Genomic DNA, 21,083 nt, shown 5'->3' on the forward strand with positions numbered 1-21,083 from the left:
GAGAGTAGGTCATCGTCAAGATTAAATTCCGAAATCCCTGTCTGCTCACGCAGACAGGGATTTTGTTTTTGTGCCTGAAAAAGAGCTTTCAGGTATTTCTACGGGTAACCCCATTCCTCAAGAAGAGTTACACGCCTCCGACGGCCTCAATTGACGAAACTCTTGCCGGCCAACCTTGCTTGGCCTCAACGCTACCAGCGCCAACAAAGCTCTTCCCTCCTACAGGCTCAAAGGCCCGGTTGTTCAGTCAAAGCCGCAGTGCCCATGCGCCTACTTTGCAGCTCGCAACTTGCCTTCACGCGCCTGCGCAGTGGTAAGGTTCGCCTTTGATTTTCGCCTTCTCCTAAGGATGCTGTCATGACGGTTGCTACGTCCCTCAATGCGGGTTTTATGGTGGTTCACGGTAACCGTCTTGATGAACTGCGCAGCTTGGTCGTCAGTTGGATGCGCATGTATCCCTTGGCTCCCTTGGAGAACGAAATTGCTCTCGTCCAGAGCAATGGCATTGCTCAATGGCTGAAGCTGGCCTTAGCCGAAGATGCACAGGACGATGATACGGGTGGCTGCGGCATTGCGGCAGCGATAGACGTTCAGCTCCCTGGCACGTTTTTGTGGCAGCTGTATCGACTTGTACTTGGCAGCGAAGAGATCCCCGCCAAATCCTTGCTCGATAAAGCCCCCTTAACGTGGCGACTGATGCGCCTGTTACCCGCCCTGATCGATCAGCCCCATTTCGAGCCTCTGCAGCGTTTTTTGACGCATGACACTGATCTGCGCAAGCGCTATCAATTGTCGGAACGCCTTGCAGACCTGTTTGACCAATACCAGGTGTATCGCGCGGACTGGCTCGAAGATTGGGCCGCCGGGCGCCATCAATTACGAAATGCGCGAGGCGAAACCCCGCCGTTGAGCCCTGCCAATTGCTGGCAAGCGGAACTGTGGCGCGCCTTGTTGCTGGATGTCGGTGAAGAAGGCATGGCTCAAAGCCGTGCCGGTGTTCATCAGCGTTTTATTGAAAAGATAAACAGTCTTGAACAAGCGCCGCCGGGCTTGCCTGCCAGGGTCATCGTATTTGGTATTTCGTCACTGCCAGCTCAGGCCCTCGAAGCGCTGGCGGGACTTGCACGCTTCAGCCAAGTGTTGCTGTGCGTGCACAACCCGTGTCGCCATCATTGGTCTGACATCGTTGCCGATAAAGATCTGCTACGGCATCAATACAAACGCCAAGCGCGTAAAGCCGGCATGCCTACAGCATTGGACGTAGACATCCTGCATCAACACGCCCACCCCTTATTGGCAGCGTGGGGCAAGCAGGGCCGTGATTACATTAACCTGCTCGACAGTTTTGATGACCCCAACAGCTATCGATCTGCGTTCCGTGATGGCCGCATCGATCTGTTCAGTGAAGTGGAACCCCTCAACCTGCTCAACCAATTGCAGGACGACATCCTTGAGCTGCGCCCGTTGAGCGAAACCCGCGAGTATTGGCCTGCAGTGGATTTGGAAAAAGACCAATCCATCCGTTTCCACATTGCGCACAGTGCTCAGCGAGAAGTTGAGATTCTTCACGATCAATTACTGGCGCGTTTTAGCGAAAATCCTGATCTTCATCCACGTGATGTGATCGTGATGGTGCCGGATGTCGACAGTTACGCCCCGCATATTCGCGCCGTGTTCGGGCAGATCGATCGCGATGATCGCCGTTTCATCCCGTTCACGCTGGCCGACCAAGGACAGCGAGGGCGGGATCCACTTTTGATTGCGGTCGAGCACTTGCTGAAACTGCCAGACAGCCGATTTCCCGTCAGTGAAATTCTTGACCTGCTCGACGTACCGGCCTTGCGTGCCCGCTTTGGCGTTCAAGAGCGCGACCTGCCCACCTTGCACCGCTGGATTGAAGGTGCAGGTATTCGCTGGGGATTAAATGCCGAGCAGCGTGCAGGCCTGGGGTTGCCACCGCACCTTGAGCAAAACAGTTGGCGTTTTGGTCTGCGCCGCATGCTACTGGGATACGCGGTGGGCAGCGGTGAAGGGTGCGATGGCATTGAGCCTTACGACGAAATCGGCGGTCTGGACGCGGTCTTGATTGGCCCGCTGGTGGCCCTGTTGGATGCGCTCGAAATTGCGCACCAGGAGCTGTCGCAACCGGCTTTACCGCATCAATGGGGTGAACGGCTTCAAGCGTTGATGCAGCTGTTTTTCCAGGCTGAAACCGATCATGACGACTACCTGCTGGCCCAGCTTGAAGCGCTGCGCGAAAGCTGGCTGGAGACCTGTGAGCTGGTCGGTCTGCAAGATGCATTACCCCTGACAGTCGTGCGTGAAGCCTGGCTGACCGGGCTGGACCAAGGCAAACTCTCTCAGCGCTTTCTGGCCGGGGCAGTCAATTTCTGCACGTTGATGCCGATGCGGGCCATCCCGTTCAAACTCGTGTGCTTGTTGGGTATGAACGATGGCGACTACCCGCGCGCTCAGCCCCCGCTGGATTTTGACTTGATGGGCAGCGACTACCGTCCGGGCGACCGTTCCCGCCGGGAAGATGACCGTTACCTGCTGCTGGAAGCGCTACTTTCGGCCCGCGATCAGCTCTATATCAGCTGGGTCGGACGAAGTATCCGGGATAACAGTGAGCGCCCCGCATGCGTATTAATTGGCCAGTTGCGTGATCACTTGGCCAGCGGCTGGAGGCTCCCGCAGGGTGAAGACTTGCTGGACGCCATGACACAGGAGCATCCGCTTCAGCCGTTCAGCACTCGCTATTTTCATGAAGGCGATCCCAAGCTATTCAGTTATGCCCGTGAGTGGCAGCAACTCCATGAGCCGCAAAGCGAAGTGCCCGTGCCCATCCATTTATCGGCTCACGTACAAGAAGAACCGATCAATCTGACCCAGCTTCAGGACTTTTTACGTAACCCCGTGCGTCACTTCTTCAGCCAGCGGCTAAAAGTGTTCTTTGAGGCCGCGCACGTACCTTTGGCCGACGAAGAGCCCTTCGTGCTCGATGCCTTGGAGCGCTATACCCTTAGTGACAGCTTGCTTGAGGCCGCCCTGGCGCAACCTGACCAGCTCGAAAAAGCATTGCACGCTCGCGCCACCCGGTTACAAGGCAGTGGCTTATTGCCCATGGCCGGATTTGGCGAATCATTGCAGCACGAGCTGATCGAACCGTTACCTGACGTATTGCAGCGTTATCAGCAGCTATTAAGTATGTGGCCAACCCCCCTCAACAGTGCCCTACCTGTCAGGTTTGAAGATCATGGCCTGGTCCTTGAAGGCTGGTTGGCCAATCTGCATCAGCGCAGCGACAACGGCTTACTCTCCATTACGACAATTCCTAACAGCATTGGCGCAGTCAAAACCCGTAAATGGCATCGATTGACGCGCCCGTGGGTTAACCACTTGGTGGCCTGTGCCACCGGTTTAGAGATGTCCACCGCTTTGGTGGCGAGCGATGACACCTTGCTGCTTGCGCCCCTTGATGCGAGGCAGGCCGCCGAGATCCTTGGCAATTTGATGATGGCCTGGCAGGCAGGCATGAGCCGTCCGCTACCCATCGCGGTCAAAACAGCCTTTGCGTGGCTGGGCCAAAACGATCCTGCCAAAGCCGCTGCGGCCGCCCAGAAAACCTATGAAGGCGACGGTCAGACCAGCGAAGGTGAGCGGCGTGAAAGCGCTGCGCTGTCCCGGCAGTACCCCGACTACGCAGCCTTGATGGCGGTAGAAGAATTTGAAGCCTGGTGCGATGCGCTTTACCGCCCGTTGCTCGACGCGCCTTGGCGCTCCTTGACCGGCGAGGAGAGCCGCTGATGAATCAACTCGACCGTCCTTTGGCACTGGCCTTCCCGTTACGCGGCAGTCAACTGATCGAAGCCAGCGCAGGCACAGGCAAAACGTTCACCATCTCTGCGCTGTACCTGCGTCTGATTCTTGGCCACGGTGCGCAGGAAACCGGCTTTGGCCGAGAACTACTGCCACCGCAAATCCTGGTCGTCACCTTTACCGATGCCGCGACCAAAGAGTTGCGCGACCGGATTCGTACGCGTCTTGCTGAAGCTGCGCGCTTCTTTCGCGAAGAAACCGAAGCCCCCGATGCACTGGTCGCACAGTTGCGCGAAGAGTTCGAACCCGGGCAATGGGCAGGGTGCGCCGGGCGGTTGGACATTGCCGCACAGTGGATGGATGAAGCCGCGGTTTCAACCATCCACAGTTGGTGCCAGCGCATGTTGCGCGAGCACGCATTTGACAGCGGCAGCCTCTTCACCCAAACCCTTGAGACCGACCACAGCGATTTGCTGGGCGAAGTGCTGCGTGATTACTGGCGACTGTTTTGCTACCCGATGCATGGCGATGCGCTGAATTGGGTGCGCGCAAACTGGAGTGGCCCGGCTGCCCTGTTACCACGGGTTCGCGCCTTGTTTGGCACCTCGCGGCCCGCCGCAAACCCCGATCAAACGCCAGCAGAAATGATTGAAGCGAGCCTGCTCGAACGGCGCCAGGTGTTGACCGGGTTAAAAGCACCTTGGCTGCAATGGGCGCAAGAGTTGCGCGATATTTGCCTGCAAGGTGTGGCCGATAAAACCGTCGACGGTCGGAAAATGCAGGCGCGCTATTTCGAACCCTGGTTTGAAAAACTGTCTGCCTGGGCGTCAGACGCCTCATTGGAACAACTGGACCTGGGTACCGGGTTCACACGGCTGACACCTGAAGGAATGGCGCAAGCCTGGAAAAAGGGTGAGCCGCCACGGCATCCGGCCCTTGACGCCATGCACGAGCTCAAGGCAGCCCTGGATGCGTTGCCAAGTCCGGATGCGGCAGTGCTGGAGCATGCGGCGCGCTGGGTGAGTGAGCGTTTCGAAGAGGAAAAGCGCCGACGCGCCGAGATGGGGTTTGACGACATGCTCGTTCGTCTCGACACAGCCTTGCAGGCTGAGGGCGGGGAGCGTCTGGCCATTCTGATTCGTGAGCAATTTCCGGTCGCGCTGATCGACGAATTTCAAGACACAGACCCCGTGCAGTACCGCATTTTTGAGACCATTTACCGCATTGAGGCCAACAGCCCGGAGACCGGCCTGTTCCTGATCGGTGACCCGAAACAAGCCATCTACGCGTTTCGCGGCGCGGACATTTACACCTACTTGCGGGCCCGGCATGCCACGCGTGGACGATTGCACACGTTAGACACGAACTTCCGCTCCAGCCATGCCATGGTCAATGCGGTCAACCATGTGTTTGAGCGTGCTGAACAACGGGACGCGGGTCGTGGGGCTTTTCTGTTTCGTGATGGGGACGAAAACCCTGTGCCTTTTGTCTCGGTCAAATCCCAGGGCCGAAAGGAAGTGTTGCTCCAGGATGGCCAACCCGTCACGGCGATGAACCTGTGGTTGCTGCCTTCTGAACAACCGATTTCAGGAGCGGTTTATCGACAGCAGCTGGCTGCGGTATGCGCAGGTCAAATTGTCGAGTTACTCAATGGAGGGCAACAAGGCCGTTGCGGTTTTGCCAAGGACGATGACGCCCTGCGCGGCGTACTACCGGCCGACATTGCCATTTTGGTGCGCGACGGTAAGGAAGCTCAGGCCGTTCGGCGTGAATTGTCGGTGCGTGGCGTGCGAAGCGTTTACCTCTCAGACAAGGATTCGGTCTACGCGGCGCAAGAAGCGCATGACGTATTGGCGTGGCTCAACGCGTGTGCCGAACCTGACGTCGAACGTCCTCTGCGCGCAGCGCTTGCCTGCATAACGCTCGACTTGCCGCTGATTGAACTGGAGCGTCTGAATCAGGACGAACTGGCGTGGGAATCGCGCGTGATGCAATTCCGTGGCTACCGTGAAATCTGGCGCAAGCAAGGGGTGCTGGCCATGCTGCGCCGTCTGCTGCACGACTTCAAATTGCCCCAGGCGCTGATGGCGCGTACCGACGGTGAACGCGTGCTGACCAACGTGCTGCACTTGTCGGAACTGCTCCAGCAAGCATCCGCCGAACTGGATGGCGAGCAGGCGTTGATTCGGCACCTGAGTGAGCACCTGGCGTTATCCGGGCAGACCGGTGAAGAGCAAATTTTGCGCCTCGAGAGCGATGAGCAACTGGTCAAAGTGGTGACCATCCACAAATCCAAAGGCTTGGAATACCCGTTGGTGTTTTTGCCTTTTATTTGCTCAACCAAGCCGGTGGATGGCAGCCGTTTGCCCTTGCATTTCCATGACGCTGACGGTCACGCGCACGTCAGCCTCAAGCCGACGCCCGAGCTGATTACCCAGGCTGACGATGAGCGCCTGGCCGAAGACCTGCGCTTGCTCTATGTCGCGTTGACGCGCGCCCGGCATGCCTGCTGGCTGGGCGTGGCCGACCTGAAACGCGGTAACAACAATCGCTCGGTCTTGCATGTCTCGGCTTTGGGGTATTTGCTCGGTGGCGGCGCGTTGCTGACCGAGTCGCCCGGTTTGGAGCGGTGGCTGGCCGATCTGCAGCAGGGCTGTGCGGCGATTGACTACGCCCCTGTACCGCCCGCCAGCGAAGCGCATTTTTACCCGCCGCTCAATCTGGCGACGCTGCTTAAACCTCGGGTCCCTGCGCGGCGGGCGTCTGAAAACTGGTGGATTGCGTCCTACAGTGCATTGCGCATTGGTGACAGCCTCAGCCCGTCCGAGGCGCCGGAAAGTGCTTTGGCACAAAAGCTCTCGGATGACGAGCGGCTTGATCCGGATGCTCCGCGCGACGTGTTGCTCAGTGGTGGGGATATTCACCGTTTTCCACGTGGGCCGAATCCGGGAACGTTCTTGCACGGCTTGCTCGAATGGGCGGGCAGGGAGGGTTTCAAGGCAACGCCTTCGGTGGTCGAGGACGCCGTTGCGCGCCGTTGCAACCGGCGGGGTTGGGAAGGCTGGATCGAAACCCTCGGCGAGTGGCTGGTGCACCTGCAAGATGAACCGTTGCGGCTGAATAATGGCCAGCCCGCCGTGGTCCTGAGCGAATTGACCCAGTATCAGATTGAAATGGAGTTCTGGTTCGCCAGTCATAAAGTCGACGTGCTGCAACTCGATCAAACCGTGCGCCAGCACACCCATGGCGGGGCCGCGCGGCCCGCCGCTGAACCGAGCGTGCTCAACGGGATGTTCAAGGGATTTATCGACCTGACATTCGAGCACGCCGGGCGCTATTACGTGGCCGACTACAAGTCCAACTGGCTTGGGCCAGACGACATGGCCTATACCGAAGAGGCCATGACCGCGTCTATCCTGGACAACCGTTACGACCTGCAATACGTGCTTTACCTGTTGGCCCTGCACCGCCAACTCAAGGCCCGCTTGGCGGACTACGACTACGACCGGCACATGGGCGGTGCGTTATACCTGTTTTTACGGGGTACACGTTCCCAAAGTCAGGGCGTCTTTTTCACTCGGCCGCCCAGAAATCTGATTGAAAGCCTGGACGTCATATTTCAAGGTAAGGCACCGCCCATTGTGGCTGAACCCGCGTGGGAACAGGGAGTGTTGTTATGAGTCGTTCGTTTGCCGAACTGTTGCCCACCCCGTTGACGGCCGAGAGCCTTGCGCTGTTGCAACCACTGACCCGGGCCGAGGATTTATTGCTGCTGCTTGAGCGCTGGGTCGAACGGGGTTGGCTGCGTGCGCTGGACAAAGCCTTCGTCGCCTTTTTGCATGAGCGCGCACCGCATGGCGATCCGCTGGTCTTGTTGGCCGCGGCCTTGACCAGCCATCAACTGGGGCACGGGCACGTCTGTCTGGACCTGTTCGAAACCCTCAAAGAACCCGACTTTGCGCTGTCGCTGCCGCCCGAAGGGGATGTGCAGACCGGCGCCATGCTGCTGCCTTCGCAATTGCTGGAGGCGCTGGACGGTGAAGCGTGGTGTAAGGCGTTACAGGCCAGCCCGTTGGTTGAGCACGCAGGGCATGCCTCGGCAGAAGCCGCCAACCGACCGTTAGTGATCAGCGAACGGCGTGTGTACTTGCGGCGTTATTGGGCGTATGAGCGACGAATCGACAACGCGTTGCGTCAACGCCTGACCGTGTCCGAGATGACGCCTGACGACTTGCCTGCGCGCTTGAATACCTTGTTCGGCTGTCCGCAGGCGAATGCGCCGATTGACTGGCAAAAGTTGGCCTGTGCGCTGGCCACCCGTGGTGCCTTCAGCATCGTCACGGGCGGCCCCGGTACAGGCAAAACTACCACCGTCGTGCGTTTGTTGGCCCTGCTGCAAGCCCCCGCCGTGGAAGCCGGCACGCCTCTGCGGATTCGCCTGGCCGCACCCACCGGGAAAGCCGCTGCACGTTTGACGGAATCCATCAGCCTTCAGGTCAGATCCCTTGAAGTGGACGACAACCTTCGGCAAAAAATCCCCAGTGATGTGACCACCGTTCACCGACTCCTCGGTAGCCGACCCGGTACGCGGCACTTCCGTCATCATGCGGGCAACCGGTTGCCGCTGGACGTGCTGGTGGTCGACGAAGCCTCCATGATTGATCTGGAAATGATGGCCAACGTGCTGGATGCGCTGCCGGACCATGCGCGGCTGGTACTGCTCGGTGACAAGGATCAATTGGCCTCGGTGGAGGCGGGCGCCGTGCTCGGCGATTTGTGTCGCGATGCCGAAGCTGGTTGGTACACCCCGGCGACCCGCGCCTGGCTGGAGCGCGTCAGCGGTGAGAACCTGGCGGACAGTGGTTTGCAGCAGGACCTGGATGGCACGCACCCATTGGCCCAACAAGTGGTGATGCTGCGTCATTCACGGCGGTTCGGAGAGGGCAGCGGAATCGGGCAGCTTTCGCGTCTGGTTAATCAGCAGCAGGCGCAGCAAGCCCGTACGCTCTTGTCCTCTGGCGAGTACGCAGACCTGTCGGCGCTGGCGCTCAAGGGGGATCAGGACACGCATTTCGAGCGCCTGGTGCTCGAAGGGCGAGGGGGCGAGGCAAAAGGCTATCGGCATTATCTGGAGGTCTTGCGCGATCAGCGTCCGGCCACCGGCGCGCCGCTCGAAGACCCTTGCTGGGCAGCGTGGGCGGGCGAGGTGCTGGCTGCTTTTGAGGCGTTTCAAGTGCTCTGCGCGGTACGGAAAGGCCCTTGGGGCGTCGAGGGTTTGAACGAGCGCATCACTCGCGCGCTCTTTGCCCGCAAACTGATTGAAAGCGACCAACACTGGTACGAAGGCCGACCGGTTCTCATGACCCGCAACGACTACGGCCTCGGGCTGATGAACGGGGACATCGGCATCGCCCTGAAACTCCCTGAACGCGACGGTCACACCGAACGGCACGTGCTGCGCGTGGCCTTTGCGCGTAACGATGGGCAGGGCGGCATCCGCTTTGTATTGCCCAGTCGTCTGAATGATGTCGAAACGGTGTATGCCATGACTGTGCATAAGTCCCAAGGCTCTGAGTTTTCCCACACGGCACTGGTGCTCCCGGAGGCGCTCAACCCGGTTTTGACCAAAGAACTGATCTACACCGGCATCACGCGGGCCAAACACTGGTTCAGCTTGATCGAGCCGCGTGCGGGCGTTTTCGAGGGCGCGGTGTTGCGCAAAGTGAAGCGTCTCAGCGGGTTGATGTTGGGGCTGGGATAAAGCCAACGCGTGCCTTCGATAGGAAGACTAGGGCCGTATAGGGCACAGGTGGGGGCGATGGATGAAACGTGACGTGTATCACAGGCGGTACATCGCCTGTGCTATCGTTGCGGCATCATTCCTACAAAGTTCACAGAGTATTCCTGCATGGACGTGGCTGCCTCATCTTCAGAGCAGCGTTGCAGAGGGTGGCATTTCTGGCTCCCACTTTGCCTGTTTCTGATGAGCACTCCCTGCTTTGCCCAACCTGAAACGCCGATCAGTCTGGCTGATCAGCGTGCCAAAGCCGTGACACAAGTCGTCCTCGGCATCCTCAGCTATGCGCGCTGGCCCGTCGAACCGGCCGAGCTGCACCTGTGTGTGGTCGGCCCGACCGAATACACCGATGACTTGCTCAAGGGCGCGACCCAATCCACAGGCCGGCCGGTGCAGGTCCGACGTTTGCTGGCAAATAACCCCGCCATCGTCAGCGACTGCAACGCACTGTACTTGGGAAAACTCACGGAAGAGGAGCGCAGCACGCTGTTCCAACGGCTCAATGGCCAGCCGGTGTTGAGCATCAGTGAGCGCGATGACCGTTGCACCGTCGGCACATTGTTTTGTTTGCGCGTGGGCGATGAACAAGTGTCTTTTGAGGTCAACCTCGATTCCGTGGCCCGAAGCGGCGTGCGCATTCACCCCAGTGTGTTGCAACTGTCGCGTCGGCGGGCCGCCCAGCCATGAGTGCGTCGAAAAAGCCCCAACAACGGCGCAGCCTGCGTTCGGTGCTAAGCCGTGGGCATTTAGGGCTGGCGCTGGTGGCGGTGACGATGGCCAGCGTATCGCTGACCATTTTGGGAGTGGTCGCGTTGAAGGTGTACGCCGACCACAACCTGCACCTCATCGGCCGCTCCATCAATTACACCGTCGAGGCAGCTGTGGTATTCGAAGACCGCGCAGCAGCCACCGAAGCGTTGGCGTTGATCGCTTCGACCGAAGCCGTGGCCGATGCCAAGGTGTTCACCGCTGACGGCGAATTACTGGCGCAGTGGAAACGCCCCGAAACCGACCTGTTGTCCAAAGTCGAAATGCTGCTGGCCAACAGCTTGCTGGCGCAACCCATCACCTTGCCCATCCTGCACCAGGGGCGCGAAGTCGGCACCGTCACCCTCAGCGGCCACGGCGCCAACATGCTGCGCTTCTTGCTCAGTGGCCTGCTCGGCATTCTGGTGTGCACCATCCTCAGCGCCTGGAGTGCGTTGTTTCTGTCACGACGCTTGCTCAATGGCATCACCGGGCCACTTCGGCAGTTAGCCCGTGTTGCCCACGCGGCGCGTCAGGAGCGGGCCTTTGATCAGCGGGTGCCTGAAGCCCGGATTCAGGAACTGAATAACCTGGGCAACGACTTCAACGCTCTGCTCGACGAGTTGGAGTCATGGCAAACCCATTTGAAAAACGAGAATGAAACCCTCGCCCATCAGGCCAGCCACGATTCATTGACCGACCTGCCCAACCGCGCCTACTTCGAAGCACGCTTGGCGCGGACCTTGCGCAAACTGAAAAAAGCCGACGAAAAAGCGGCCGTGTTGTTCCTCGACAGCGATCGTTTCAAAGGCATTAACGACACCTATGGCCATGCGGCAGGCGATGCTGTGCTGGTCGCCGTCGCGTCGCGCATACGCGCCCAACTGCGCGAAGAGGACCTGGTGGCGCGCCTGGGAGGCGATGAATTTGCGATTCTGCTGACCCCGCTGCACAAACCCGAAGATGCGCAACGTATTGCCGACAAGATCATTGCCAGCATGCTGGCGCCCATCGACTTGCCCCATCAGGTGCAGGTCGTGACCTCGCTCAGTATTGGCATTGCGGTTTACCCCGAACATGGCGCCACCCCGGACTCACTGCTCAGTGCCGCCGATACCGCGATGTACCAGGCCAAGCGCCAGGACCGGGGCGGCCAACACCTGGCGCAAGACCAGTCTCTTGCGCCCCCCGTCACCCTCAGGAGCTAACCCATGCGCGCGATGACTCAGCGTTATTTTCAGTTTTTCGGCCTCGGCGTCTTGTTCGTCATGCTGACGCTGAGCGGTTGCCAGACGGCGCCGCAAAAAGGCCTGACTCCGGCGCAAATCGCCGTACTCAAACAACAAGGCTTTGAACTGACCGAAGAAGGCTGGGCGTTTGGTTTGTCGGGCAAAGTCCTGTTTGGCAGCGACCTCGAAGTGCTCAACGCGCAAAGCCGGGAAATCGTCGAACGTATCGGCAAAGCGTTGCTGGCTGTGGATATCCAACGCGTGCGCGTCGACGGCCACACGGACGCCTCGGGTCAAGAAGCCTACAACGAGCAACTCTCAGTGCGCCGCGCCAACAGCGTGGTCAACGTACTGACCCAAGTGGGCATGCGCCCGGAAAACATCCAGGTGCGAGGCCTCGGCAGCCGTGAACCCGTAGCGTCCAACAAAACCCGCGCCGGACGTACCGAAAACCGCCGGGTCTCGATTGTGGTCATCGCGGACTGATCCGGTATCAAAGCGGATGATCGGCAAACTTCAACGCCCGCTTTTCCCCGAGCAGCAACGGCGTATTCAGTGGGCGTCTGAATGTCATTTCACCGTTGACGGTTGGCGCCATGCCATCGTCATCCCTTCTCCCTAGCAGTGGAAGTCAATTGTCTTTGAACCCCGGCAAGCCCTTGGACGCACGCCATTCTTTTACAATCTGCGTCACACCTTCAGGGGGGTTATCTGCTCCTGGCTCTGGATAGTAGATCAAGTCTGATCCTGCTGGGTGCTCGCTTACCTTCTCGAAGTGCAACAGGAGCAAGTTGGTGTGGGCGGGTCTTGATTACAGCTCTATATCTCGATCACCCAACGCAATTTCTACTACCTGCTCTGGCGATAGTCTCTGCGAGTAGTTCACATCGCCAAAGTACTCATCCGGCCAGAAAATCAGATCGGATATACGTTCATTGGGTATGTTGATTGCCAACATGCTCAACCAGAACTCGACTTCATGGTCAGCGCCAACATCCTCCATGACCCTTCGAGCCAACTCAACCAACTCTTGCTTGGTTACATCCGTCAGGCGCCGCTCATACGGTGTTGCTAAGACTTTGCGAACCCATGTGTCGTGAGATTGCCCACCATAGATTCCCTGAAAGTCGATGAACTCAAGTGCGGTCATTGCTTCCCGGTTGAACGCTGCCACTTGACTCCGAGTTTGTTCGTGATGTCCGCAATCAATTTCTTCAGCGTATTTCGTCAGCCGAGAAACCAAGGATTCATCCAGCACCGGTGGCATTAAGTCAGGGCGAAGCTCCATATTTTCTTTTACGCTCCCTTGATTACTCTTTAAATCCCGGCAGTCCTTGAGCAGCGCGCCATTCCTTCACGACGCGTGTTACATCCTCTGCTGATCCGCTGGAGTCAGCTTCAGGATAGTAGATAAGGTCGGTGCCATCTGGATGACCAGTGATCTCGCAGAACTCCTCTAGGAGCACGTCTAATACATCATCCGTTGGCGCTACGTTTTCAGCCAGAATCTTGTGCATGAATGCGATGAATTCGTCTTCGGTAAAGTCGGTGATATCTTTCTTCATTGTCGTGTTATCCGTTCCTGTGGATGTCGATGTGGTGCTTCGGCGTGACGACGTTCAGGTTATCGACATCGTAAGCTTTACCGCCCTTGGCTACTTCTTGTGCATCCGTTTCACGGCCACCCAGCAAGGCAAACTCGCCATATTGGCTAACCGGATCGGTGGGGATGGCTCCGCCGGGACTGATGTAGTTAATGGTCCCTTCTGGCAGCGTGCAACGCTTGGCAAAGACGCATCCGCGTGAGGCCACTTCATCCGGCTTCTTGATCGAACGCCTGCGTGCGTCAGCTTCCCGCTCGTTCCGTGCATTCGCCGCCAGTGTTCTGTCCCAAGCGGCCTGTGCGTCCTCTGTCGCCTCGGCATGTCGCCGGTTGCCATCTATCCCATTACATCCCAGGGTATTCGGGAAGATATGCTTAACCGCCATAACACCGCCTCTGCAATTTGACGATCCGTATTCACCGCCTAAGTGCAACAGGACGCTACTTCACAGATGTTTGGCTTGTCGGTAGGAAGATTCTCAAAAGTTATAAAAAGTCGTCACTGGATGCTTGAATGGGGAGGCACCCTTGAGTGGGGCGGAATGCACACGTCGGCGTATGACGAGTTACCTCCAAGTCTTGTTACAAGGCGTTGGAAATGGCTTGCTAACCCCCGTTAAATGCTCAATCGGCAAACTTCAACGCCCGCGTTTCCCCGAGCAGCAACGGCGCATTCAGCTCAGTCACCTCACGGATGTAATCCCACAGCAGGGTGATCCGCTTCAGCTTGCGCAGGTCCTCGCGGCAGTACATCCAGAACTGCCGCGTGAGATTGATCTCTTGCGGCAATACCGGCAGCAGGCGCGGGTCTTGAGCCGCCAAAAAGCACGGCAGAATCGCCATTGATCGACCTTGCTGCGCGGCGACGTATTGGGCGATCACGCTGGTGCTGCGCAGGGTGGCGCTGGCGCCCGGCAGGACGTTCGCCAGGTACAGCAGCTCGGAACTGAAGGCCAGGTCGTCGACATAACTGATAAACGGATGCTCTGCCAGATCTGACGGGCGACGAATCGGCGGGTGAGCGTCGAGGTAGTCCTGGGTCGCATAGAGTTGCAGCCGGTAGTCGCACAATTTGCAACACACATACGGCCCATGCTCGGGGCGCTCCAGCGCGATCACGATGTCAGCTTCGCGCTTGGACAGGCTGATGAAGTGCGGCAGCGGCAGGATGTCCACCGAAATGGCCGGGTAGGTGTCCACAAAATGGCTGAGCTGCGGGGTGATGAAAAAGCTGCCGAAGCCTTCTGTGCAGCCCATGCGCACATGCCCCGACAACGCCACGCCCGACCCCGACACTTGCTCGCAGGCCATGTGCAGCGTGCTTTCGATTGACTCCGCATAGCCCAGCAAACGCTGGCCTTCATTGGTCAGGGTGAAGCCATTGGTGCGCGACTTTTCAAACAGCAACGTGCCGAGTGCCGTCTCCAGCGAACTGATGCGTCGCGATACCGTGGTGTAGTCCACCGCCAGCCGTTTGGCCGCGCTGCTGGCTTTGCGGGTACGGGCCACCTCAAGAAAAAACTTCAGGTCGTCCCAGTTCAGTGCGCTCAACGAAGTGATGTTTTTTTGCATGTTAGACCGGCTTTTATGTGCGTTCTTATTAGAAGAACGCACACCTATACTCCAAAAACAGTCCCGCGACCAACCCGTCGCCCCTCCCATAAGAATAATTCCGGAGACTTCCATGACGGCTTCTACCCCGTATCAAAACGCCCGCTTGCTGATTGACGGTGAGTGGATCGAGTCGCAAACCACGCAGTGGCAAGACATCGTCAACCCGGCCACTCAGCAAGTGCTGGCCAAAGTCCCGTTCGCCACTGCAGCTGAAGTCAACGCGGCCATCGAGGCCGCTCAGCGTGCCTTCCAGACCTGGAAGCTGACGCCGATCGGTGCGCGCATGCGCATCATGCTCAAGCTGCAAGCACTGATCCGTGAACACTCCAAACGCATCGCCACCGTGCTCAGTGCCGAGCAGGGCAAAACCATTGCAGACGCCGAGGGCGATATTTTTCGTGGCCTGGAAGTGGTTGAGCACGCGTGCTCCATCGGCACGCTGCAAATGGGCGAATTCGCTGAAAACGTCGCGGGCGGGGTCGATACCTACACCCTGCGTCAACCCATTGGTGTGTGCGCAGGGATCACGCCTTTCAACTTCCCGGCAATGATTCCGCTGTGGATGTTCCCCATGGCCATCGCCTGCGGTAACACATTCGTTCTCAAGCCTTCGGAGCAAGACCCGTTGTCGACCCTGATGCTGGTCGAGCTGGCGCTTGAAGCCGGTGTGCCGCCGGGTGTGCTCAACGTGGTCCACGGTGGCAAGGAAGTGGTGGATGCGCTGTGTACCCACGCCGATATCAAAGCTGTTTCGTTTGTCGGCTCAACCGCGGTCGGCACTCATGTCTATGACCTGGCCGGCCGCCATGGCAAGCGCGTGCAATCGATGATGGGCGCCAAGAACCACGCCGTGGTGCTACCGGACGCCAACCGTCAACAGACCCTGAATGCGCTGGTCGGTGCCAGTTTCGGCGCGGCGGGTCAGCGTTGCATGGCCACCTCCGTGGTGGTGCTGGTGGGCGCGGCCAAACAGTGGCTGCCAGACCTCAAGGCGCTGGCGCAACAACTCAAAGTGAACGCAGGCAGTGAGCCGGGCACTGACGTCGGCCCGGTGATTTCCAAGCGGGCGAAAGAGCGGGTGCTCAGCTTGATTGAAAGCGGGATCAAGGAAGGGGCGAAGCTGGAACTCGATGGTCGCACGGTGAGCGTGCCGGGTTTCGAGCAGGGCAACTTTGTCGGGCCGACCCTGTTTTCGGGCGTGACCACCGACATGCAGATCTATACCCAGGAAATCTTTGGCCCTGTGTTGGTGGTACTGGAGGTCGATACGCTGGACCAGGCCATCGCGCTGGTCAACGCCAACCCCTTCGGCAACGGCACCGGTCTGTTTACCCAAAGTGGCGCGGCCGCCCGCAAGTTCCAGAGTGAAATCGACGTCGGTCAGGTGGGCATCAACATTCCGATCCCGGTCCCGGTCCCGTTCTTCAGCTTCACCGGCTCGCGGGGTTCCAAACTGGGTGATCTGGGCCCGTACGGCAAACAGGTCGTGCAGTTTTATACCCAGACCAAGACCGTCACCAGTCGTTGGTTCGACGATGACAGCGTGAATGATGGCGTCAACACCACCATCAATCTTCGTTGAGGACAGCGTCATGAACATCGCATTTATCGGATTGGGCAACATGGGCGCGCCAATGGCGCGCAACCTGATCAAGGCCGGGCACTCGCTGAACCTGTTCGACCTGAACCAGGACATTCTCTCGGAACTCGCCGCCCAGGGCGGGCACATCAGCGCGTCGCCCAAGACGGCCGCGCAGGGGGCGCAGCTGGTGATAACCATGCTGCCCGCTGCCGCTCACGTGCGCAGCGTGTGGTTGGGTGAAGAGGGGGTGTTGGCGGGGATTGGCGAAGGCATTCCTGCCGTGGATTGCAGCACCATCGACCCGCAAACGGCCCGTGACGTGGCGGCTGCGGCGGCCAAACAGGGCGTGCAGATGGCCGATGCGCCCGTGTCCGGCGGTACGGGTGGCGCGCAGGCCGGCACCCTGACCTTTATGGTCGGTGCGCAAAAAGCGCTGTTCGATACCTTGCACCCGGTACTCGCGCAGATGGGGCGCAACATCGTCCATTGCGGGGAGGTGGGCACCGGTCAAGTGGCTAAAATCTGCAACAACCTGCTGCTGGGGATTTCCATGGTCGGTGTCAGCGAAGCCATGGCGCTGGGCGCGGCATTGGGCATCGATACCGAAGTGCTGGCCGGTGTTATCAACAGCTCGACCGGGCGCTGCTGGAGTTCCGAAACCTACAATCCGTGGCCGGGCATCGTGGAAACGGCCCCGGCGTCACGGGGGTACACCGGCGGTTTTGGGGCCGAGCTGATGCTCAAGGACTTGGGTCTGGCCACCGAAGCCGCGCGTCAGGCGCATCAGCCGGTGGTACTGGGCGCCGTGGCTCAGCAGCTGTACCAGGCGATGAGTTTGCGCGGCGAGGGCGGCAAGGACTTTTCCGCCATCATCAACAGTTATCGCAAGCCCGAATAGGGTCTTTTCCGGGAGTCCGCGTCGGGCGGGCATCCCGGTTTTTTGCGGCCATTAAAAACCCCCGGTCCTCTGCGAGTGCCGGGGGTTTTCGTTGCAGCGGCGATGAAACGGGCACTGACCCTAGCGTTGCGTGGCCAACGGTTGGCCAGTGCGCAGGCGAATACGGTAGAAACCGTAGATGATCAGCAGCCACACGGGGATGGCATACACCGAGGCGCGCACGTCGGGAATCATCCAGATCACTGACACAATCATCACCATGAAGGCCAGGCACACGATGTTGCTCAACGGCGACCAGAACGCCTTGAACGAGGGCACCACCCCTTGGACCGCCATGGCCTTGCGGAACTTGAGGTGCGTGAGGCTGATCAGCGCCCAGTTGATCATCAGCGAGGCAACCACCAGCGCAAACAGCAGTTCCAGCGCCTTGTGCGGCGCCACGTAGTTCACCACCACGCACAGCATTGTCACCAGCGCCGACACACCCAGAGCCCGCAGCGGCACGCCGTTTTTGGTCAGTTTCATCAAGGCTTTGGGCGCGTCGCCCTGTTCGGCCAGGCCGAAGAGCATGCGGCTGTTGCAGTAAACGCCGCTGTTATAGACCGACAGCGCGGCCGTCAGCACCACGAAGTTAAGAATCTGCGCCGCTGTGTTGCTGCCGATCAGGGCGAAAATCTGCACAAACGGGCTGCCGCTGTAGGCATCGCCCGAAGCGCCCAGGGTGACCAGCAACTGATCCCACGGGTACAGCGCCAGCAACACGGTCAAGGCGCCGACGTAAAAAATCAGCACGCGATACACCACCTGGTTGATCGCCTTGGGGATGACTTTTTTCGGCTCGCTGGCTTCGGCAGCGGTAATGCCCACCAGCTCCAGCCCGCCGAACGAGAACATGATGAACGCCATTGCCATCAACAGCCCGGTGCCACCGTTGGGGAAGAACCCGCCGTGGCTCCACAGGTTACTGATCGACGCCTGCGGCCCGCCGGTGCCACTGATCAGCAGGTAACAGCCGAGCGCGATCATGCCGATAATCGCCACCACTTTGATGATGGCAAACCAGAACTCCATCTCCCCGAACACTTTCACATTCAAGGTGTTGATCAGGTTGACCAGCACAAAGAACACCACGGCGCTGACCCACGTCGGCACCTCGGGCCACCAGAACTGTATGTATTTGCCGACCGCCGTGAGCTCGGCCATGCCCACCAGTACGTACAGCACCCAGTAGTTCCAGCCCGAGAGAAACCCCGCATAGCCGCCCCAGTACTTGTGAGCAAAGTGGCTAAACGACCCGGCCACTGGCTCTTCGACGATCATTTCGCCGAGCTGGCGCATGATCAGGAACGCGATAAAACCGGCAATGGCATAGCCCAGGATCATCGATGGCCCGGCGGACTTGAGGACGCCCGCCGAGCCGAGGAACAGCCCCGTGCCAATGGCGCCGCCCAGGGCAATCAGCTGGATGTGGCGGTTTTTCAGGCCGCGCTTGAGTGTGATGGGGGGAGCGTTATGGTCAGCCATCAGGTGCCCTGTTCGTTGTTGTTTTCAGTGTTGGAGTCCACGTCAGGCATGGCAGGTGCCAGCCCCTCGCGCAGTAAAGTCCGCGATAGTACTCCCGGTAAAAATTCCGGCATACAGTCATGCGTGCTTCTAGGCCAATTCCTACAAGGCTACGGCGCGCGCAACGCGTTCGCCAACGCCTGTGCGTACGCCGGAAGTTGCTCGAACGAACGCGCACAGAGCAGCAGCTTGCGATCTGCCCACGGCTCATTGAGCGTGACCACGCGGAAGGTGCGGGGGGCTTGCCATCGCTCAATGGTGGCGCGCGGCACAATCCCCAACCCGGCGCCACGGGCGACCATGCGCAACACACCGTCAAAGCCCTCTGCGCGCAGCCGCGTGTTCAGGCGAAAGCCGCTGTGCAGCGCTTGTTCCTCAAGGTACACCGCCAGCGCGCTGTGGACGGAAAGGCCGACAAAATCATGGCGCAAAGCGTCGTTAAAACACGGGGCCGCGTGCTCAGCCAGCGGATGATCAAGCGGGATCACCAGCACCAGCGGGTCATTGCGAAAGGGGCGGGTCTGTAGGTCGTGTGTGTCTACGGCATCGGAAATGATCCCGATATCGGCCGCATCCTGACGCAGGGCGTGGGTAATGCGCAGGCTGGTCAGTTCTTGCTGATCGACGCTGATCGCGGGGTGTTGGCGCACAAAGTCTGCCAGCAACTCCGGCAGGTATTCAGTGAGTGCGGAGGTGTTGCACAGCAGCCGCACACGGCCTTTGAAGCCTTGTGCGTACTCCGCCAGATCGTGCCGCATGCGCTCGGCCTGTTGCAGCAGCACCCGGGCATGCTGGGCCAGCGCCTGACCCGCTGGCGTCGGGCTGATGCCGCGTCGGCTGCGCTGCAAACATTCGACCCCCAGCGAGGCTTCCATGGCCCTGATCCGGGCGCTGGCAGCGGGCAGCGATAAATGACTGAGGCGGGCCCCCGCCGTGATATTGCCTGCCTGCACGATGTTCAAATACAGGCGCAAATCAATCAGGTCGACAGGCATCGTGGGGTTTCCTTCTGTTGCACCCGCAGCGTCGGGCGACGAGATTCGGACGGTGTGAGGTGATACAGCCTCTTGCCAAACAATAGGCTGGCTCTGGCAATGGCGCATTTTCTGCTTGTCGGCCGTGCGCCAGCATACGCGCATGAAGACATTAATCGAGTTTTACCAAACCCTGGGTTGGGCAGTGTCGCTGCTGGTCATGCTCACGTTTCTGATGGCAGGCACGGTCAAAGGTATGATCGGCCTGGGCTTGCCTACGGTGGCGATGGGCATGCTGGGGCTGGCTATTGCTCCGGCGCAGGCAGCCGCGTTGTTGATCATTCCGTCGATCGTCACCAATGCCTGGCAATTGGCAGCCGGTGGTCAATTGCGCGCTTTGATCCGGCGTTTATGGCCCATGCAGTTGGGGATTGTTTGCGGCACGGGATTCGGCATGTTGTGGCTCGGCATCGACGGCGGCAGCGGGGTGGTGCGCGCCTTAGGGGCCGCGTTATTGCTGTACGCCTTGAGCGGACTGTTTTTGCCCACCTGGCGGGTGGCGCCGGCCCGTGAGCCTTGGCTCGGGCCGCTGTGTGGCGTGGTCACGGGTGTCATTACCTCAGCGACGGGCGTGTTCGTGATCCCTGCCGTGCCGTACCTGCAAGCCTTGGGGCTGGGCAAAAATCAGTTGGTTCAAGCCTTGGGATTGTCCTTCAGTGTCTCCACCTTGGCTCTGGCTGCCGGGCTGTATGGGCGCGGCAGTTTGGGGGGCGGCGAATTGAGCGCGTCCCTGCTGGCGCTGTTACCCGCCATGCTCGGCATGTGGATCGGGCAACTCCTGCGTCAACGCGTCAGTGCGACGTTGTTCAAACGCGTCTTTTTCGTCGGCATGGCCCTGCTGGGCGCGCACTTGTTAATCAGCGGCTAGCCGAAGACGGGCTGAGCATGTCGATCAGGCGCACGTCAAAGTCGCGTGCCAGATAGTCCATGCGGTTGTCGAAAAACTGCTTCATGTGCGGCAGGTTTTCATGCACGGCCAAGTGCTCGCGGGACTGCCAGATCTCATAAAAGATGAACAGGGTGGGGTCTTGCTGATCGCGCAGCATGTGGTACTCGATGCAGCCGGGTTCCAGACGGCTAGGCGCCACGTAGGAACGAAACAGCGCTTCAAAGGCGTCAGCTTTTTCGGGTTTGGTGTGGGCGTGCAGAATAAATCCGTGCAATGGGCGCATCTCGTCGGCTCCTCAGGTCAGTGGT

At 59.3% G+C, this 21,083-nt stretch carries 16 protein-coding genes and 1 pseudogene; 9 read left to right on the plus strand and 8 right to left on the minus strand.

All coding sequences use genetic code 11. The annotated features are described in order from the left end of the window. The first annotated feature begins 357 nt into the window (after positions 1-357). The 6 genes from recC to BKD70_RS01425 all read left to right on the plus strand — a co-directional run bounded on the left by recC (position 358) and on the right by BKD70_RS01425 (position 12,078). Positions 358-3,807: an exodeoxyribonuclease V subunit gamma gene (recC, locus tag BKD70_RS01400; RefSeq protein ID WP_047277674.1), complete on the plus strand. Its 3,450-nt coding sequence runs from the start codon at positions 358-360 to the stop codon at positions 3,805-3,807. Further along, positions 3,807-7,499, plus strand: a complete 3,693-nt coding sequence (recB, locus tag BKD70_RS01405) for an exodeoxyribonuclease V subunit beta (protein WP_047277672.1) — start codon at positions 3,807-3,809, stop codon at positions 7,497-7,499. The genes recC and recB overlap by 1 nt, the downstream gene beginning before the upstream one ends. Further along, positions 7,496-9,580, plus strand: a complete 2,085-nt coding sequence (gene recD, locus BKD70_RS01410) for an exodeoxyribonuclease V subunit alpha (protein WP_047277669.1) — start codon at positions 7,496-7,498, stop codon at positions 9,578-9,580. Before recB ends, recD begins: the two co-directional genes overlap by 4 nt. Before the next feature lie 222 nt (positions 9,581-9,802). After that, positions 9,803-10,303 carry a YfiR family protein gene (locus tag BKD70_RS01415; protein WP_230683734.1) on the plus strand — a complete coding sequence of 167 codons (501 nt, stop codon included), beginning with the start codon at positions 9,803-9,805 and terminating at the stop codon, positions 10,301-10,303. Continuing rightward, on the plus strand, positions 10,300-11,571 hold the full coding sequence (locus BKD70_RS01420; RefSeq protein ID WP_047277665.1) for a diguanylate cyclase domain-containing protein: 1,272 nt from the start codon (positions 10,300-10,302) through the stop codon (positions 11,569-11,571). The genes BKD70_RS01415 and BKD70_RS01420 overlap by 4 nt, the downstream gene beginning before the upstream one ends. 3 nt (positions 11,572-11,574) lie before the next feature. After that, complete coding sequence (locus BKD70_RS01425; protein WP_047277663.1) at positions 11,575-12,078, plus strand: OmpA family protein; 504 nt, start codon at positions 11,575-11,577, stop codon at positions 12,076-12,078. A gap of 145 nt (positions 12,079-12,223) precedes the next feature. Here the strand turns inward: BKD70_RS01425 and BKD70_RS24620 are convergent. The 5 genes and pseudogenes from BKD70_RS24620 to BKD70_RS01445 form a co-directional block, all read right to left on the minus strand. Then, positions 12,224-12,379 (minus strand): annotated as a pseudogene (locus BKD70_RS24620) (bacteriocin immunity protein); the annotation flags it as partial. A 24-nt stretch (positions 12,380-12,403) separates the two neighbouring features. Further along, complete coding sequence (locus BKD70_RS24625) at positions 12,404-12,880, minus strand: hypothetical protein (protein WP_047277661.1); 477 nt, start codon at positions 12,878-12,880, stop codon at positions 12,404-12,406. A 22-nt stretch (positions 12,881-12,902) separates the two neighbouring features. Continuing rightward, positions 12,903-13,157: a bacteriocin immunity protein gene (locus BKD70_RS01435; protein ID WP_047277659.1), complete on the minus strand. Its 255-nt coding sequence runs from the start codon at positions 13,155-13,157 to the stop codon at positions 12,903-12,905. 7 nt (positions 13,158-13,164) lie between these two features. After that, complete coding sequence (locus BKD70_RS25175; RefSeq protein ID WP_047277658.1) at positions 13,165-13,581, minus strand: hypothetical protein; 417 nt, start codon at positions 13,579-13,581, stop codon at positions 13,165-13,167. Positions 13,582-13,819: 238 nt separating this feature from the next. Beyond that, complete coding sequence (locus BKD70_RS01445; protein ID WP_047277656.1) at positions 13,820-14,767, minus strand: LysR family transcriptional regulator; 948 nt, start codon at positions 14,765-14,767, stop codon at positions 13,820-13,822. A 112-nt stretch (positions 14,768-14,879) separates the two neighbouring features. Here BKD70_RS01445 and BKD70_RS01450 point away from each other — a divergent pair, with 112 nt between their 5' ends. Beyond that, the gene (locus BKD70_RS01450; RefSeq protein ID WP_047277653.1) at positions 14,880-16,391 is read left to right on the plus strand and encodes a CoA-acylating methylmalonate-semialdehyde dehydrogenase; all 1,512 of its coding nucleotides are present in this window, start codon (positions 14,880-14,882) and stop codon (positions 16,389-16,391) included. Between the two features lie 10 nt (positions 16,392-16,401). Further along, a complete protein-coding gene (gene mmsB, locus BKD70_RS01455; RefSeq protein WP_047277651.1) occupies positions 16,402-17,289 on the plus strand; it encodes a 3-hydroxyisobutyrate dehydrogenase in 888 nt (295 codons plus the stop codon). 120 nt (positions 17,290-17,409) lie between these two features. Here mmsB and BKD70_RS01460 read toward each other — a convergent pair whose 3' ends face one another. Both BKD70_RS01460 and BKD70_RS01465 read right to left on the minus strand, forming a co-directional pair. Then, entirely contained in the window at positions 17,410-18,813 is a 1,404-nt protein-coding gene (locus BKD70_RS01460; protein ID WP_047277649.1) for an amino acid permease, read from the minus strand. 149 nt (positions 18,814-18,962) lie between these two features. Next, on the minus strand, positions 18,963-19,847 hold the full coding sequence (locus BKD70_RS01465; protein ID WP_047277647.1) for a LysR substrate-binding domain-containing protein: 885 nt from the start codon (positions 19,845-19,847) through the stop codon (positions 18,963-18,965). 142 nt (positions 19,848-19,989) lie between these two features. Between BKD70_RS01465 and BKD70_RS01470 the strand changes: the two genes are divergently transcribed. Next, complete coding sequence (locus BKD70_RS01470) at positions 19,990-20,754, plus strand: sulfite exporter TauE/SafE family protein (protein ID WP_047277646.1); 765 nt, start codon at positions 19,990-19,992, stop codon at positions 20,752-20,754. Here the strand turns inward: BKD70_RS01470 and BKD70_RS01475 are convergent. Beyond that, on the minus strand, positions 20,744-21,058 hold the full coding sequence (locus BKD70_RS01475) for a putative quinol monooxygenase (RefSeq protein WP_047277644.1): 315 nt from the start codon (positions 21,056-21,058) through the stop codon (positions 20,744-20,746). The genes BKD70_RS01470 and BKD70_RS01475 overlap by 11 nt on opposite strands. Between the last annotated feature and the right edge of the window lie 25 nt (positions 21,059-21,083).

The sequence above is a fragment of the Pseudomonas sp. BS-2016 genome (assembly GCF_001806145.1).
Taxonomy (GTDB): Bacteria; Pseudomonadota; Gammaproteobacteria; order Pseudomonadales; family Pseudomonadaceae; genus Aquipseudomonas; species Aquipseudomonas lundensis.

Bases quoted from the DNA above. Each gene is read 5' to 3' on its own strand.
- BKD70_RS01475 (WP_047277644.1), bottom strand. From the start codon at position 21,058: ATGCGCCCATTGCACGGATTTATTCTGCACGCCCACACCAAACCCGAA.
- BKD70_RS01460 (WP_047277649.1), bottom strand. From the start codon at position 18,813: ATGGCTGACCATAACGCTCCCCCCATCACACTCAAGCGCGGCCTGAAA.
- BKD70_RS01415 (WP_230683734.1), top strand. From the start codon at position 9,803: ATGAGCACTCCCTGCTTTGCCCAACCTGAAACGCCGATCAGTCTGGCT.
- BKD70_RS01435 (WP_047277659.1), bottom strand. From the start codon at position 13,157: ATGAAGAAAGATATCACCGACTTTACCGAAGACGAATTCATCGCATTC.
- recC (WP_047277674.1), top strand. From the start codon at position 358: ATGACGGTTGCTACGTCCCTCAATGCGGGTTTTATGGTGGTTCACGGT.
- BKD70_RS25175 (WP_047277658.1), bottom strand. From the start codon at position 13,581: ATGGCGGTTAAGCATATCTTCCCGAATACCCTGGGATGTAATGGGATA.
- BKD70_RS01470 (WP_047277646.1), top strand. From the start codon at position 19,990: ATGAAGACATTAATCGAGTTTTACCAAACCCTGGGTTGGGCAGTGTCG.
- mmsB (WP_047277651.1), top strand. From the start codon at position 16,402: ATGAACATCGCATTTATCGGATTGGGCAACATGGGCGCGCCAATGGCG.
- recD (WP_047277669.1), top strand. From the start codon at position 7,496: ATGAGTCGTTCGTTTGCCGAACTGTTGCCCACCCCGTTGACGGCCGAG.
- BKD70_RS01450 (WP_047277653.1), top strand. From the start codon at position 14,880: ATGACGGCTTCTACCCCGTATCAAAACGCCCGCTTGCTGATTGACGGT.
- BKD70_RS01420 (WP_047277665.1), top strand. From the start codon at position 10,300: ATGAGTGCGTCGAAAAAGCCCCAACAACGGCGCAGCCTGCGTTCGGTG.
- BKD70_RS01465 (WP_047277647.1), bottom strand. From the start codon at position 19,847: ATGCCTGTCGACCTGATTGATTTGCGCCTGTATTTGAACATCGTGCAG.
- BKD70_RS24625 (WP_047277661.1), bottom strand. From the start codon at position 12,880: ATGGAGCTTCGCCCTGACTTAATGCCACCGGTGCTGGATGAATCCTTG.
- BKD70_RS01425 (WP_047277663.1), top strand. From the start codon at position 11,575: ATGCGCGCGATGACTCAGCGTTATTTTCAGTTTTTCGGCCTCGGCGTC.
- BKD70_RS01445 (WP_047277656.1), bottom strand. From the start codon at position 14,767: ATGCAAAAAAACATCACTTCGTTGAGCGCACTGAACTGGGACGACCTG.
- recB (WP_047277672.1), top strand. From the start codon at position 3,807: ATGAATCAACTCGACCGTCCTTTGGCACTGGCCTTCCCGTTACGCGGC.